Source organism: Dyadobacter sp. HNCC25DJ183 (genome assembly GCF_056895175.1).
Map to the genome: position 1 here is coordinate 189,246 of NZ_JBXHAP010000008.1, position 15,244 is coordinate 204,489.

13 protein-coding genes are annotated in these 15,244 nt (G+C 46.3%); 7 read left to right on the plus strand and 6 right to left on the minus strand.

The annotated features are described in order from the left end of the window. Window positions 1-49: 49 nt before the first annotated feature. The gene (locus AC1XTG_RS20580; RefSeq protein ID WP_484843247.1) at window positions 50-982 is read right to left on the minus strand and encodes a LysR substrate-binding domain-containing protein; all 933 of its coding nucleotides are present in this window, start codon (window positions 980-982) and stop codon (window positions 50-52) included. A gap of 204 nt (window positions 983-1,186) precedes the next feature. On the opposite strand from AC1XTG_RS20580, the gene AC1XTG_RS20585 reads away from it, so the two are divergent. From AC1XTG_RS20585 to AC1XTG_RS20600, 4 genes are all read left to right on the plus strand, one after another. Further along, window positions 1,187-1,411, plus strand: coding sequence for a hypothetical protein (locus AC1XTG_RS20585; RefSeq protein WP_484843248.1), 225 nt, complete (start codon window positions 1,187-1,189; stop codon window positions 1,409-1,411). 103 nt (window positions 1,412-1,514) lie between these two features. Further along, the gene (locus AC1XTG_RS20590; RefSeq protein ID WP_484843249.1) at window positions 1,515-2,084 is read left to right on the plus strand and encodes an RNA polymerase sigma-70 factor; all 570 of its coding nucleotides are present in this window, start codon (window positions 1,515-1,517) and stop codon (window positions 2,082-2,084) included. A gap of 6 nt (window positions 2,085-2,090) precedes the next feature. Further along, complete coding sequence (locus tag AC1XTG_RS20595) at window positions 2,091-3,083, plus strand: FecR family protein (protein WP_484843250.1); 993 nt, start codon at window positions 2,091-2,093, stop codon at window positions 3,081-3,083. Between the two features lie 15 nt (window positions 3,084-3,098). Next, window positions 3,099-4,919, plus strand: a complete 1,821-nt coding sequence (locus AC1XTG_RS20600; RefSeq protein ID WP_484843251.1) for an STN and carboxypeptidase regulatory-like domain-containing protein — start codon at window positions 3,099-3,101, stop codon at window positions 4,917-4,919. On the opposite strand, the gene AC1XTG_RS20605 is transcribed toward AC1XTG_RS20600, so the two are convergent. Continuing rightward, window positions 4,914-5,300, minus strand: a complete 387-nt coding sequence (locus tag AC1XTG_RS20605) for a zeta toxin family protein (RefSeq protein WP_484843252.1) — start codon at window positions 5,298-5,300, stop codon at window positions 4,914-4,916. The two genes, AC1XTG_RS20600 and AC1XTG_RS20605, sit on opposite strands and share 6 nt — an antisense overlap. Continuing rightward, window positions 5,293-5,553 (minus strand): hypothetical protein, encoded by a 261-nt coding sequence (locus tag AC1XTG_RS20610; RefSeq protein ID WP_484843253.1) that lies wholly within the window; start codon window positions 5,551-5,553, stop codon window positions 5,293-5,295. The genes AC1XTG_RS20605 and AC1XTG_RS20610 overlap by 8 nt, the downstream gene beginning before the upstream one ends. Before the next feature lie 207 nt (window positions 5,554-5,760). Here AC1XTG_RS20610 and AC1XTG_RS20615 point away from each other — a divergent pair, with 207 nt between their 5' ends. Both AC1XTG_RS20615 and AC1XTG_RS20620 read left to right on the plus strand, forming a co-directional pair. After that, window positions 5,761-6,861, plus strand: coding sequence for a hypothetical protein (locus AC1XTG_RS20615; protein WP_484843254.1), 1,101 nt, complete (start codon window positions 5,761-5,763; stop codon window positions 6,859-6,861). A gap of 186 nt (window positions 6,862-7,047) precedes the next feature. Then, window positions 7,048-7,530: a CHRD domain-containing protein gene (locus AC1XTG_RS20620; RefSeq protein ID WP_056284061.1), complete on the plus strand. Its 483-nt coding sequence runs from the start codon at window positions 7,048-7,050 to the stop codon at window positions 7,528-7,530. An 85-nt stretch (window positions 7,531-7,615) separates the two neighbouring features. Here AC1XTG_RS20620 and alaS read toward each other — a convergent pair whose 3' ends face one another. The 3 genes from alaS to AC1XTG_RS20635 form a co-directional block, all read right to left on the minus strand. Further along, window positions 7,616-10,276 carry an alanine--tRNA ligase gene (gene alaS / locus AC1XTG_RS20625; RefSeq protein WP_484843255.1) on the minus strand — a complete coding sequence of 887 codons (2,661 nt, stop codon included), beginning with the start codon at window positions 10,274-10,276 and terminating at the stop codon, window positions 7,616-7,618. Between the two features lie 15 nt (window positions 10,277-10,291). Beyond that, a complete protein-coding gene (locus AC1XTG_RS20630) occupies window positions 10,292-10,861 on the minus strand; it encodes an RNA polymerase sigma factor (RefSeq protein ID WP_484843256.1) in 570 nt (189 codons plus the stop codon). Window positions 10,862-10,975: 114 nt separating this feature from the next. Next, window positions 10,976-14,143 carry a glycoside hydrolase family 9 protein gene (locus tag AC1XTG_RS20635; protein ID WP_484843257.1) on the minus strand — a complete coding sequence of 1,056 codons (3,168 nt, stop codon included), beginning with the start codon at window positions 14,141-14,143 and terminating at the stop codon, window positions 10,976-10,978. 246 nt (window positions 14,144-14,389) lie between these two features. Here AC1XTG_RS20635 and AC1XTG_RS20640 point away from each other — a divergent pair, with 246 nt between their 5' ends. Continuing rightward, window positions 14,390-14,776 carry a hypothetical protein gene (locus AC1XTG_RS20640; protein WP_056284048.1) on the plus strand — a complete coding sequence of 129 codons (387 nt, stop codon included), beginning with the start codon at window positions 14,390-14,392 and terminating at the stop codon, window positions 14,774-14,776. The last annotated feature ends 468 nt before the right edge of the window (window positions 14,777-15,244 follow it).

Below are 15,244 nucleotides of genomic sequence, written 5' to 3' on the forward strand. Positions count from 1 at the left end.
AGACTTCAAACCTCAGACCTCAAACTCTAAACTCATAAACTCTAAACTCCTAATACACCTTCAAAACATGTTCCTGCTGGTAAATTTCGGCTGGGAGGTGGTTGATGATTCCTTGCTTTAATGCATCTATCAGCCTTGTTTTCATTTGTTCACGGTTGACGATCAGGCAGACTTCGCGTGCTGGTTCGGGGAAACGGAAGTGGCGAATGTGTTTTTTACGTTCTTCGGAAAGCTCCATCACAGCCATTTCGGGCAAAATCGTGATCCCGCCATTTCGTTCGACCATTCTGATCAAGGTTTCCATACTGCCGGAGCGATAGCTGAAACTGCTGCCAAACTGACTGTTCCGGCTTAGTTCACACAGGCGCTGGATCTGCGTCCTGAAACAATGTCCCTCTTCCAGCAGCCAGAGTTCATTGGGTTCTATATCCGTAGGTAAAATGTACTGCTTGTTGTACAGGTCGGTGTTTTCAGAAACAAATGCGAAAAAGCGCTCCTTATATAGAGGCAGCTCCTGCAAGCTGCTTTCTTCCGACAGCGAAGCGATGATACCTACATCCAGATTGCCCATTTTCAGTTCGGAGATAATCTTCTCCGTGATCATTTCCGAAACGTGCAGTTTGATGTCGGGATATTCAGCAATAAATGGATTGACAAAATGCGGAAGCAGGTAAGGTGCAATGGTCGGGATCACACCTACACGCAACTCCCCGGAAAGATCGCCGTTGAAATGCTTGGCAATTTCATTCATTCGCGAAGTTTCACGCAGAATGGTCTTCGCCTGATCAATAATCTCGCGGCCGATTCCGGTGGGTACAATGGGCTGTTTGGTACGATCGAAAATCTTCACTGAAAGTTCTTCTTCCAGCTTTCTGATCATCATCGACAAAGTGGGCTGCGTTACATTACAATGTTCTGCCGCCTGCACAAAATGCCGGTAATTGTCAACCGCAACGATATATTCCAGCTGTTGAATGTTCATAAGTTCTAAATCCCAATCTATCCTGCGAAGATAAAAAATAGATTTTGCTTATATGAAACCCACTCTCATCAACATTGTTGATCTGTTTGTGAGTAGTATTAAAGCTTTATTAAATTTTCATATATCGCGATTTCCGGCGCGATTTTCTCGCTAACCCTCCTAATTTTGCTTTTCAAAACTATCGCTCACTTTAAATTTCGGACTATGAAAAATCTCAAAGTGCTCATGATGCTTGCCTTTCTGGCACTGACAGCTCCCGCAATTGCGCAAACGACCGTTCAGGACAAAGACAAAACGGCTGTTAAAACCAAAAAAGATGGTACACCAGACAAAAGGTATGCGGAGAATAAAAAATTAAAAAAGGACGGAACGCCTGATAAACGCTATAAATCAAACAAAGCAGATTCAACAAAGGCAAAGAAGAACTAGGTAACATATTCTTTCCTGAAAATTAGGGTAAGCGCCCGGCTGGTTGTCATTCCAATGAACAACCCAAGTCGGGCGCTTTTCTATTATAAAATCAATCAATGCGATGGATGCAGCCATAGCCGATCATGCAACAATTCTGAGCAGGGACCGGGAGTCGGAATTTGAGCGGATTTTCAAAAAACACTTTAAAGGACTTCATGTTTATGCCTGCACGATACTCCGGGATGATTTCATGGCAGAAGAAATGGTACAGAATGTCTTTTGCCGGCTTTGGGAAAAGGCGGAGCAGCTTGAAATCCGCGAATCGCTCAGCGGCTATCTGTATCGTTCCGTCTACCACGAAAGTCTGAACTATATCAAGCACTTGAAGGTGCGTGACGCTTATCAAAGCTACGCGATCCACCAAATGGACCATACCGACAATGCATCTCACGGTATTGAACTTGCAGAACTGGAACGCAGACTGGATACTGCATTAAAGGAGCTACCCGAAAAATGCAGGACGATTTTCCAGATGTCCCGCTTTGAAGAACTCAAATACCAAGAAATAGCCGAGCGGCTGGACCTGCCCGTTAAAACCGTGGAAAATCAAATGGGCAAAGCATTGCGGCTTTTAAGACTAAAACTGGTCGATTTTCTGCCAGCATCATTCCTTATATTTTTTCTTAGTTAACCCATCATGAAACAAGAATTAGACCGGCCCATAGATGATCTGCTCGTCAAGTCGCTGCTTGATGAAGCCACGGTCGCCGAACAAATGGAAATCAATCAATGGTTATCCGACAGCGATGATAACCTGCGTTATTTTGAGCATTTTGAACTGATCTGGAACCAGAGTAAACAACTGGAGTTAGTGAGCAGGGTAGATGAAAATGCTGCGTGGGCAAGGTTCAAAGACCGCGTGAACAAGGAGCAGCAGGAGTCTGCTAGGATTATGCCTTTGCATTCAAAGCGTGGCTTTTCACTGTTCAGGATTGCAGCGAGTATCCTATTCGCAGCTTGTGCAGGCTGGCTTACTTATCTGTTGGTTGAAAATCAGCATCAAAGCCGGCAAATCACGATAACCTCCGGTGAACAAACCCTGACGGATACTTTACCAGATGGTTCTGTGGTGACTTTAAACCGCAAATCTTCTATCACTTATCCAAAAGAATTCAATGGCGGAACAAGACAGGTAGCATTGTCGGGAGAGGCATTCTTTGATGTACAGCCAGATAAAAGCAAGCCTTTTGTTATCTCCGTAAATAATGTGAAAGTGCGGGTAGTGGGGACTTCATTCAATGTAAAAGACAATGCGAAGCAAACCGAAGTAATCGTGGAAACCGGACTGGTGGAAGTGGCGCAGCATGCGAAGAAGATCAGGGTGAAGCCCAGGGAAAAAGCGACTGCATCTCACGATACGAAGGATTTGGTGAAGCAACAATCCGGCGATGAGTTTTACAAATACTACCGTACCAACAAGCTCGTCTGCAACGATACGCCGCTCTGGCGACTGGTTGAAATCCTGAATGAGGCTTATGATGCTGATATTGTAATTGAAAACGAGAAAATCCGTAATCTGGCTATCAATACCACCTTTGAGCAGAAATCACTGGAAGATATCATTGCTGTAATCAGCGAAACTTTCAGGATCGAAGCGCAAAATAAGGAAAAGCAGATCATTTTGAAATAGCCCTTATCTTTCGGAATGATTTTGACTTCTAGCTTCATTCGTGCTTTACGGCTGGCCATCGTCCTCATTGTAGTTCCTCTTACAAGCTTTGCCCAGCAATTACTTAACAAACCGGTTGCCATTTCTGTGAAAGGGCAACCGGTTTCCGAGGTTTTAAAGATGATTGGTGTCCAGGGTAATTTTTACTTTTCATACAACAGCAATATCATTTCCGGCGACAGTCTGGTAAGTCTGAATGTAACCCGGAAATCCGTAAGCGACGTTCTTTTTCAGCTTTTTGGCGACAAGTATCAGTACAAGGAAAAGGGAGATTACCTGATCATACTTCCCGCGGCAAGGGATAGAACAATGGTTTTGACGGGCTACATTGTTGACCAGGAAACCAATGCACCAGTGGATTATGCGAGTGTTTACTCGCGGCAACTGCTGATTTCTACCATGTCGGAAGATGATGGACACTTTCGTTTGAAGGTCAGAGAACGTGCGTTTCCGGTGCATGTGGTAGTGAGCAAGGTAGGTTATGCGGACACTACGATCGTGTTTGACAATCCTGGAAAGACAGAAATGCGGGTATTGATTAATCAAAAAGCCGTGGAGCTGGATCCGTTGATCGTGCGTTACTCAGAAGGAGAATCAACCTGGCTGGGAAGGTTGTTCCTCTCGGCTAAAACACGTATGCAGAGCCGAAATATCAGCCGGTTTTTCGTCGCACTTCCTTATCAGGCTTCCCTGACGCCGGGTTTGGGAACACACGGAAGAATGAGTCCGCAGGTTGTTAACAAGTTTTCGCTCAACATTTTAGGCGGATATACCGCCGGTGTGAATGGCGCGGAGATTGCGGGCGGTTTCAATATCTCGCGGCAGGATGTGCGATATGTGCAGATCGCGGGCGTGTTCAATGTGGTATCGGGCAAAGTAGACGGTGTGCAGGTGGCAGGTTTTCACAACCAGATTATCGACTCACTTAGCGGCGTTCAGGTATCAGGGTTTAGCGGGATTGTCAAAAAGCAAATAGCAGGTGTTCAGGTCAGCGGTTTCCTCAGCCGCGGCGGTGAAGGCATGAGCGGCGCGCAGGTAGCTGGCGCACTTAACCTCCTTAAAGGACAGGGCAGCGGTGCACAAATTTCCGGCGCTTACAACCAGGCATCGGAAAACTTTAATGGCGTGCAGATAACCGGAGCTGCCAATCTTGCAAAAAAAACAATCTTCGGAATGCAAATCACCGGAGGTTTGAACATCGCCCGTGAGGAACTGCGCGGCATGCAGCTGGGTACGTTCAACTATGCCAAAAACCTGAAAGGATTTCAGCTGGGTATAATCAATGTGGCGGATAGTTCGTCCGGTGCAAGTTTCGGGCTGATCAACATCATCCGGAAAAGCACATCCAATATTTCGGTTTTTGCAATGGAGACGACGCCATTCAACGTTGCCTGGAAAATGGGGACGCACCGGTTTTACAGTATTCTCACTGCCGGAACGGATGCCGGTGCCGAAAAAAGGACGTACCAGTTTGGCGCCGGCTTTGGAAAAGAGTTCTTTCCATTTAGAAAAGTGGGCTTTTTTACCGAGCTCATGAGTTTGAACATGTTCCAGGGTGACTGGGAGAATACGCCTGTGATGCACCGTTTGCAGGTCGCTGCTACCTGGAAGCCCTCCAAGCGGATAGTTATCTTCGCCGGTCCGGCTTATTCATTTTATTACAACGATTTAAGAGAGAGCAAACCCGGCTACAAATCCTTTCCACCTTCCGGGTATCCTTCTACCAAAATAAGCAACAAAGTCACATCCTGGCTAGGCTGGCAGGGCGGCATCAGCTGGCGTTATGGGCGGTTATAAAAAAAGGATTAACTGCAATCTTCTATTTTCCTGAAAATATTTGGAGTGAGTTCTTTTGAAGTGAATCTTATATCCAACATTTCTGAACCGTTCAATGATTCGCCATGAAGTTGCTTCGCTAAAATGTCCTTCATAAGCGAAATCTGCGCCGGCCGAAATAGCTTCTTCTACAAGTTTGTCAAAAATCCGCGCCAACTCTTCTCCTGCCTTCTCTTTGGCATATTTAGAAACTTTAAATGCCCTGTAAAATTGATCCACGAATTGGTAGAAGGTCTTATCGCCATCAAACACTTTGAGATCTACATGGTCAGGTAATAGGCTAGTGCTAAGGACAGATTTTCCAGCTCCGTTAGGACCGGTAATTACAAAAAGTTCAGGCATAAAGCACGCCCGGGATACCATGTTTCTCTCTGATCTGAGCTGCTTCGGATAATGTCAAGGTTCTTATTTCAATTGGGTGGCGTTCGTCTGCGCTGAGTTGCATCAGCTTCATTGAACCATCCGGATATTCGTGAATAAAGCCATTTTTAGCGAGTTCAGAATCCCATATCATGAATACCGATCCCGATTCCAAAGTCTTCAATCTAAGCTCTTCGATCCCGAGGTTCAGCTTTGTTTCGTCTGTGTGTTTCATGAGTGGATAGTGATTTATCTGTAAGAACTTAGGTTGAATATATCTAACTGATGGCGTAAATAGAAAAAAATCACTCAAATTTTTAGGGTTAGCCGCATTCGTGTTGTCAGTATTGTACATACGGCGGCGAGAGAGCATTGAAGGCCTGCAATTGAATTGATCGCGACTGGCTGTATGTATTTGAATCATCTGTTTAAATACATTACTATGAAAACTCCATTCGCAATACTGTTCAAAATTTTGGTAACAGTAATTTCAGTTACTACTTTCTCAGCAAACGCATTCGCGCAAAAGGACACTACTTCCCTCATTCACGCAGGGCTTATATATCCAATCAGTTCTAATGGGCAGCGTGCTGCCGAGTATACCAACCGCTTTTCATTGCATGCGATCGCGGGCTTATCCAGGAATGAAACCGGTGCAGCAGTTGCCGGTGCAGCCAATGTGATCAAAAAAGAGGCGAAAGGAACCCAAATCGGAGGCGCAGCCAACCTCATCGGCGGCTCTGCACATGGAGCCCAGATCGCAGGGGCGGTGAATATCATCGGTCAGTCTGCGCAGGGAATGCAGATAGCGGGATTTTCCAATGTGATCAAAGAAAAGGCAGAAGGTGCGCAAATTGCCGGATTTATGAACCTGACCGGCACCTCGAACTCCGTGCAGATCGCGGGTTTTACCAACATCGTTAAAGACAGTGCGCAGGGGGCGCAGGTAGCCGGCTTTCTCAACAAGGCTGGTAACACCAATGCACAAATCTCCGGTTTTATGAACATCGCGAAGAAAGTAAAAGGTATCCAGTTAGCCGGTTTGATCAACATCGCCGACAGCAGCGACTATCCCATTGCATTGTTCAACTTCATCAAAAACGGAGAGAAATCCATTGCATTCACATTGGACGAATCCATGACGGGCATTGCGTCATTCCGGTCGGGAGGGAGGGTTTTATACGGAATCGCGGGAGTAGGGTATAACCTCAAAGACAATGACAAACCGCTGTATGCAGTAGAGGCGGGTTTAGGCGCTCATATCGGACTCGCACCGCAGTTCAGGATCAATGTGGAAGCGGTTAGCCAGTCACTTTCAGACTTCGACGGAGGCCACTTTTTTAAGAATTCGTTACGCATTTTGCCCGCGTATAAAGCAGGAAGCCGCTTTGAGATCTTTGCAGGTCCGACTGTTAACTACGCGACACACGAACGCGGCGAAGAATTCAGCTTTGTAAATAAATACCTCTGGAAGAATAAGAAGTCGGAGGATTTCCAGGGCGTATACATCGGATTTAATGTGGGTGTACAGCTCATTTTATAGTAAACCTTCTGGTTTTACTCCAAATTGTTGTAAAATTCAGCAGAAGGTAGCACTTGTCTACATTCTGGCGGATTGCAGCCGAAATAGTAATTTTCTCATAACCAGTTGTTTGTAGGTTTGGCCGGACGGGGGTATTATTATTTACCTTTTCCGGTCAAACCAATTTATTTACCAAAACAAAGGACTATGAGAAAATTAGCATTTTTGGGTGTGTTCCTGGTCGGCGGAATGTTTGCTGCGTGTACGGATGACGACGAAACAACAGACCCAACTCCCGTATTGCCTGAGCTGAAAGTAAGTACTACGCTTTCGGGTGCAAACGCAATACCAGCTAATCCATCAACAGCTACCGGTTCAGTAGATGGTGTGTTAGATCAGGAATCGAGGATCCTGAAACTGAATATTATGTACAGTGACTCGACTTCCGATTCAACAGCGACGGATTCTGTGTTTACACCAACCGCCTGGGCTATCTACAAGGCATCGGCAGATTCAACAGGTTCACTGGTGATTGATTTGGGAAAAGACATTAAATCTCCTTCCGCTTTCGTCGATACGTTGACAGAGGCGCAGGTTGCAGACTTGAAGGCCGGATTGTATTACGTGAACATACACACCGTGAAGTATCCAACAGGAGAAATTCGCGGCCAGCTGAAAACAGAAGATTAATACTCAACGTTGCGGAAAAGAAACGCTGCAAAAAAAGAGCGGTATCTGTTAAGATCCGCTCTTTTTGCATTGATATGTTTTTTATTTAAAACAATCCTTTGGCCTTTTCAAGTGCATTGTCCAGTCCGGATGCGTCAGAACCGCCGGCAGTTGCGAAAAATGGCTGACCGCCACCTCCACCGCGAATTTCCTGCGCCAGCTCTTTCACAATCTTACCTGCATTCAGGCCGGTCTCCTGCACAATGTTCTCTGCGATGAAAACAGAAAGCTGAGGCTTACCCGCGATCTCGGCACCAAAAACAGCAATCAGATTTTCGACCTGGTCGCGGAGCTCGTATGAAAGTTGCTTTAACGAGTCAGCCGAGGGAACACTTACCTTTTCTACAATGAGGTTAAATGTCCGGTGCGTCTCCATGTTTTCAATGAGCGCAGCTTTAAGCGACTGGATTTTCTCATTTTCGAGATTCGTAATTTTCTTCTGCAATGCAGTACGCTCGTCAAGTAACCCTTCCACTGCTTTTACCAGGTCTGTCGGATTTTTGAGCAGGTCTTTAATTTTGTTCAAAACAGCTTCCTGAGCACGCATCAGTTCCAGTGCTTTTTCACCTGTAACCGCCTCCACACGGCGAACTCCTGCTGACACAGAACCTTCGGAAGTAAACTTGAACACGCCAATCTGACCGGTAGAAGGCACGTGTGTACCTCCGCACAGTTCAAAGGAGTAGGTTGGATCGAAGATAATCAGTCTTACAAAATCGCCATATTTTTCACCAAATGTAGCAGTAGCTCCTTCATTCAGCGCCTGCTGGATCGGTACATTGCGGCGTTCTTCCAATGCGATATTTTCGCGTATTTTTTCATTCACGCGGTCCTCTATTTTCGAGAGTTCCTCGTCTGTTACTTTGGTGAAATGTGAAAAGTCAAAACGCAGCACCTCATCATTCAGGAAAGATCCCTTCTGTCCCACATGAGAGCCAAGTACTTCCCGCATAGCCGACAGCATCAGGTGGGTTGCCGAGTGATTGGATTCAATTTTTGCGCGACGGTCTTTGTCAATTCTTGCAGTTACAATACCTGCATCCTGCAAAACTTCATCCAGCTGCTTGTCACGTGAAATGTGAACGAAAAGATCATTTTCTTTCTTGGTATCAACGATATTGATCTTTCTTCCTCCATTTTCCTTGTCGCCTCCATTTACCAGAAGTACCCCTGTATCACCAACTTGTCCGCCCATTTCAGCGTAAAAAGGTGTGCGGTCGAGTACAATATGGTACTCTTCGCCGGTTTTAGTCTTTACTTTTCTGTATTTGACGATGTGACTGTGGGTTTCTTCAAAATCATAGCCCAGGAATTCAACACCATCTGCTTCTCTTACTTCAATCCAGTCAGTAGCTTCTTTGGCAGCATCCTGGCGTGATCGTTTTTTCTGTTCCGCCAATGCGTCCTGAAAGCCAGCCTCGTCGATCAGCAATCCTTTTTCTCTCGCGATCAATGCAGTAAGGTCAACCGGAAATCCGAACGTATCGCTGAGTTCAAAAACCTCATCGCCCGGAATCGTATTGATGCCTTTGCTTTTTAATGTAGCTGTGATCACATCAAGTCTTTTCAGTCCGGATTCAAGTGTACGCAGAAAGCTTCTTTCTTCTTCCAGAATTACCTTGGCTACAAATTCTTCCTGCGCTTTCAGTTCGGTGAAAACATCTTTGAACTGATCAGCGAGAACGGCAACGAGCTTGTAGAAAAATGGCTCCTGAAAGCCGAGGTAAGAATAACCGTAGCGAACTGCGCGGCGCAAAATCCTGCGGATTACATACCCGGCCTTTACATTGGAAGGCAGCTGCCCGTCGGTAATCGCAAATGCGACTGCGCGAATGTGATCTGAAATCACGCGCATTGCTATGTCTGCAAAAGGCTCCTCGCCCGATCCGTACCTTTTACCCGAAAGCGTTTCCAGTACCTGGATGGTGTTCTGGAAAACATCCGTATCGTAATTGGAAGTTTTTTGCTGGATCGCCATACAAAGCCGCTCAAAGCCCATTCCGGTGTCGACGTGCGTAGCAGGAAGCGGGATCAGTGAACCATCTGCCTTGCGCTCAAACTGCATAAAAACCAGGTTCCAGATTTCAACCACCTGAGGATGGTCGTTATTCACCAGCAACTTGCCCGAAACCTCTGCTACTTCTGCCGCACTTCTTAAATCAACGTGGATTTCGGAACACGGACCACAAGGGCCAGTATCGCCCATTTCCCAAAAATTATCTTTTTTGTTGCCAAGAATAATGCGGTCTTCTCCAACAATGCCCTTCCACAAGTCCCAGGCTTCCTGGTCAAAAGGCACACCGTCGCTGGCATCGCCTTCAAAAACGGAGACATACAATCTGTCCTTTGGCAATTTGTAAACCTCCGTCAAAAGCTCCCAAGCCCAGGCGATCGCTTCTTTTTTGAAATAATCACCAAACGACCAGTTACCGAGCATTTCGAACATGGTATGGTGATAAGTATCAAATCCGACGTCCTCTAAATCATTGTGTTTACCAGATACGCGCAGACATTTCTGCGTGTCGGCAATTCTTCTTGAAGGCGGTGTTCCGTTTCCTAAAAAAAAGTCTTTAAACTGCGCCATTCCCGAGTTGTTGAACATCAGCGTGGGATCGTTTTTGGCTACCAGGGGAGCCGAAGGCACGATGAGGTGTTGCTTACTGCGGAAAAAATCGAGAAAAGCCTGACGTATTTGATGCGAGGTCATTGTGTATTTGTTGTACTAAGTCTCCTGAAATGAGCCGCAAAGGTAAATAAAATTACGGATTGCTCTCGTCGCTTTCACGATATGGTCATTGATTGTGCCAGGGCTCACACCCAACTCTCCAGCGACGTCGCGGTGACTTTTTCCTTCTATTTTACACAGCCAGAAAATACGGCGCCGCCTCGGAGGAAGCTGCTTAATGGCGAGTTTAAGTAGCAGCTCCTGTTTTTCTTGGCGCGGTGATTGTTCAACTTCTACCTGGAACGGTTGATATTCAGCACTTAGCTGTTCTCTGATGCGCTGCTCGCAAGCGGCACGCGCCTGCAAGGTCAGCGAGGTGTTCCTGCAGATCGTAAACAGGTACCTCTTTACATGTTTCACCTTCGCGAGACTCTTTTTATTTTCCCACATCTTCAAAAAAACATCCTGCGCAATGTCCTGCGCCTGTTCCCTTGATTGGGTAAGCTTATGCGCATAGCCGCAGATCTTGTCGTGATAGGCTATGTAAAAGGTGGTAAAAGCAGAATCGCTGTCTGCTTTTACCAGCTCGAGTAGTGTTTCCTCACACAGGTCAGATTCGTGATGCAAGTCCATGGTAGTTTAGTGTGCCGGGTCAAATTAGGTACAAATCTGACTGGGTGATCATCCAGGAAATGCGAATGGGACCGTGGGTTATTCTGTGGTATTAGCCAATGTGCAAGGTTAGTATATGATCAATTTTTCGGTAAATACGGATTCGTTTAACTGATTTTGCACCTTTAAAATGTAAATTCCGGGAAGCAAGGCATTGCCTTGGAAGTGGGTACTACCAGCCGTATTTACCTTAAAAGAGTGCTTTTCAGCACTTGAAATGTCGTAAAGTGTGCCTGTCAGTAATTCGACATTTGCATTTTCAGCCTGCTTTACCGCCAGCCTGAAAACATTGCGTTCCACATAGACCAGCTCAAACACCGACTCGCATTGCTGAGCGGCAAAGCGTATTGTTGACAGGGTTGTTTTTCCGTCAAAGTCAACTTGCCTCAGGCGATAGTAGCTTTTTTGCTTCGGGTCAGGATCAGAAAATTGATAAGTGATAGCTACACTGCTTGCTCCCGCCGCTTTTACCTTACCGATCTCCTTGAAGTTGCGTGAGTCGGTACTTCGTTCAATGGCGAAATAATCCGCATTCGTTTCTTCTGCGGTCGTCCATTCCAGGTGTGTTCGGCACTTTGCGGAACGTACTTCAAAGCTGACCAGCCGAACAGGCAGCGCAACATTTACAACGGAACTGAAAAACGCAAATGCAGCCGCAGTCACAGCCATTTCCTGAATCGTAAACTCCGACATTTCAACCGCCTCCCGCGCATCAGTATACCTTCTCAGCACCGGATAAGGATCTTCTTTCTTGAAACCGTAAGGATATCTGTTCAGCGAATCCTGAATGGCAAAGCTGGATGGGCGGTTCATTACCAGCGATGCTGCCGGTCCAAAAACAGGTACACCAGGCACAGGATCTGCAAACTGGCTAGTAGCAGTCGACCAATGCAGCGGAAGGCGCGGATTATTCTTGCCCATGCCAGTAATGAAAGTTTTAGATAGCGGATTGTTGCCCAACGAGATATCCAGCTGAATTTTGGCAAGATCCAGCAATTCGGGTTTTTGAAGCAGATAGCTGAACATAATGTAATCAAATGCATAGCTCTGTGCCATTCCGAATGTACCGTAGCCTATATAATTCTTGAAAGGATGGTAAGCGCCGCGGTAGGCGTGGATATTCATGGTGCGGTCGTAATAGCTGGCCAGGACTTCGCTTTCCAGCTTTTCCTTGAACTCAGCGACAATCGTCCCATCAGTAGCAAACTTTGTCGTTGCATAAGCCCACGCGGCTTTCATGGTATGCTGCTGCCAGCTCATCGTCGCATGGAACTCGTGCGGGATTTGTGCGTACAAATTCAGGAAATCGGTATTGTATCCCGCCTGACCAGTCGCCTTATATAATTCTGCAGCCGCCCATGCGCGGTTGTCACGGTCTTCGGGATCAGGGTAGGGGCCTGCTGAAATGCCCGGAACACTCACTGGTGCAGACGCTTGCTGATGCGCAGCCAAAAACGCCCAGGCTTTGGTAGCTCTTTCAAGGCAGGAATCCGCGTAGGCAGGAAAATAGTTTTTCAGGTTCCGGTAAGCCATCGCCATTGCAGCCGCGAACATAGCTGTCGATTGTGTCGTTTTTTCAGAAACAAAAAGCGTTTTCGTCTCCTGCTCAGGCATTCCGGTTGACCATAATGCAGGGGTAACCCGGAAGTAAACACCGCCGTCCGGCGCCTGCATTTGTTTCAGCCAGTCCAATTCGTATTTCGCTTCGTCGAGTATATCCGGGATCTGGTTGCCGCTCTCAGGAATATTGAGGTGCGTATCAGGGAATTTCTTGGGATAGAGCTCAAAGGCGGTAAACAAGGTGAACAATGCACTGGCGGCAGTAGGAACGTACCTTCCATAATCGCCCGCGTCCAGCCAGCCGCCCTGCATCGGGATTTTGGTTCCGGGAGCAAAGTCTGTGTCGTTGTAAAGCGGCGAGTTAAGATGGCTGGCGTGTATCTCAGCTTCTCCGCCGGGCAGACCATTTCTCGCCCATTCTCCTGCGTTTGCCTGGTTCAGCGTGCCGGCTCTCTGGAAAAATAGTCCGCGGGCGGTATGGAAGTAGGTTTCATCGTAAATGTCTGTCTTAATCTCAAAACTTTCTGACCGGCCTAAACCTGCCACATATATATAGTATTTGCCGGGCGTAGTGAATGAGGAAAAATCTAGCTCAAAGACCATTTCACCGCTAAAAAGCGAATCGATTTTCAGAAAACTACTTGTTCCTGCAAAAACAACTTCGTCTTGCTGATTAAAAAGCTTGAAACCCGGCGGGTTGATGGTGTCAATGGAAAGAGGCCCTGCATCTCCCAGAAAATTGCCGAGCTTAGCCAGCTTTGGGCTATTCGGCAGATATCCGACCTGATTCACCTTTACGTTTCCCAGCATTACCTGATCCGAAAATGTGAATGTGGTGTCGAATGTGCCTGTATTGCCCGCAGGATCTTTGAGCTTCGTAACCTGCAAGGTGTAAGCGGCGCCATTTGTTAGCGGTTTTTCAAATATTAAAAACAGCTCATGCTGTACGATAGCGCTTCCTGACTGTGGGGTCAGGGCCGTGACAAACGCATGTCGACCTATTTTAACAGGATGTGCGGCGTTTTGATAATCCGGATCGGTGGGGCTGCTGACGCTGTAATTAGCTAGGGTATAGCACGTTTCCTTATCTGGCCGCTCGCTGATGTGGAGTTTGGCGACTTGGTTTGATACGGGCTCAAATTTAATCCCGGGCGGAGTTTGGTCGCGAAGCGAGATATCATCAACATAAAACATTACCTGAGCGGCCGTTGTCCCGAATTCAAGAAATTCAATGGAGCCAAGGTTATAGGTATCTGTTTTCAGGGCGGTTAACGGAACTACTACCTCCTGGTAATCAGTACCAATAGCTCCGCCTCCTTGCAGGTATGGTTGCAGGTCTACCCAGTTTCCCTTGGCGAAATAAGTGGCAAAGCGAATGGAAGTGGTTTGTCCGGGTTGATTCGATTTAATATAAAAGCGAAGCTCGTCAAACCTCGAAATATCAGCCCGCCACATGCCGGCGCAGTTGAATGCAATGCGGGGAGAATGCGAATTATCGGGTTCCGCCCGGAAGTAATAATCGCCTTCGTGCGCGTCGGGGCCCGACAGTATCGACCCGTAAGCCGTGGTACAAGTTGCAGGGCCGGTATTTTCCCCGTCCCAGAGTAGTTTGTTCTGCGCTGCCGCCGCTTGCTGCAACACTGAAACCACCAGAATTGAATAAAGTAGCTGTCTCATAAGCATGTTGGTTGGTGCAATCAATGTTATGACTGACAGCTGCGCCGGAATATATGTTTTGGTTGGAAAAAGTTTCAGCCATTTCACGACCGGTTTGGTGCAGGTTGGTGGGAGATGACCGTTTTTCAGTGAGTATAAACAGCTGACAGGCCTCTTTTTTGATCAGAAGCTTAACAGAGAAATAATACAGACACCTTGCGCTGATTGAATCTTTTGCAAAGCTGTAAACTTTAACGCGCTACAAAAATGAAACCGTTTTCAGAGTTATCGGCTGAGGAGTTGGCGATGGAAAACCTCTTCATTCGCTGGGTGCGTTTCCCTGACGATCAGGCTATCCGTTCGTTTTGGGAGAACTGGATTATTAAGTATCCGTCCAGGCAGGAAACTGTCGAAAAAGCCCGTGAGCTCGTACTTATCGCATCAGACTGGCGGCCGGATTCACTGACCAGTCAGGAAGTGAATTCTATATGGGGAAGAATCCGCAGCTCCCTGGATATAATCGGCGACCGTGAAGCAAAAAAATCCACCGGAGACGCTTCCGGCAATAACTCTATTGCGAGAAGCATTATCCTGATTCTGATGTCAGTAACTTTTCTTTTTTTTTTATTCTACTTCATTTTTACTAGCCACTAAGCTGGTTTCCGTGCCCGATCCTGCACTCTTCGGATAATTGCCTTTTTTATTCACCTGGCTGACAAACTTCTGTACAATCCTTCCTGATTTTTCCTGGTATAGTTCAATAAATCGGTTTTACTGTCAAGGCATAATACGTATATATTTTTGTACTATATGGTAAGATTTTACAATAAAATATTTGTAAATGTCTATCTTGACAACGTTCCCGACATCGATTGCATAAATAAACTTCCCTGATTAGTTCCGTTTTTCTTGCCGAATCTCTATCCTGAGTCCAAGTTTCAAATTGTACTTTGAGTGTAAATAATATGGTTATTGAAATTGTTCAAAAGTGCATTGAATAGCGCTACCCCAGGCACACGAATCCCCGATAAGTCACCACTCGTTTACGATAAATAAATATTTCAAGAAAAAGTATACTTTTTCTTTTAAGGGTTTTATGTGGTAAAGTCGTCAAATAAAATA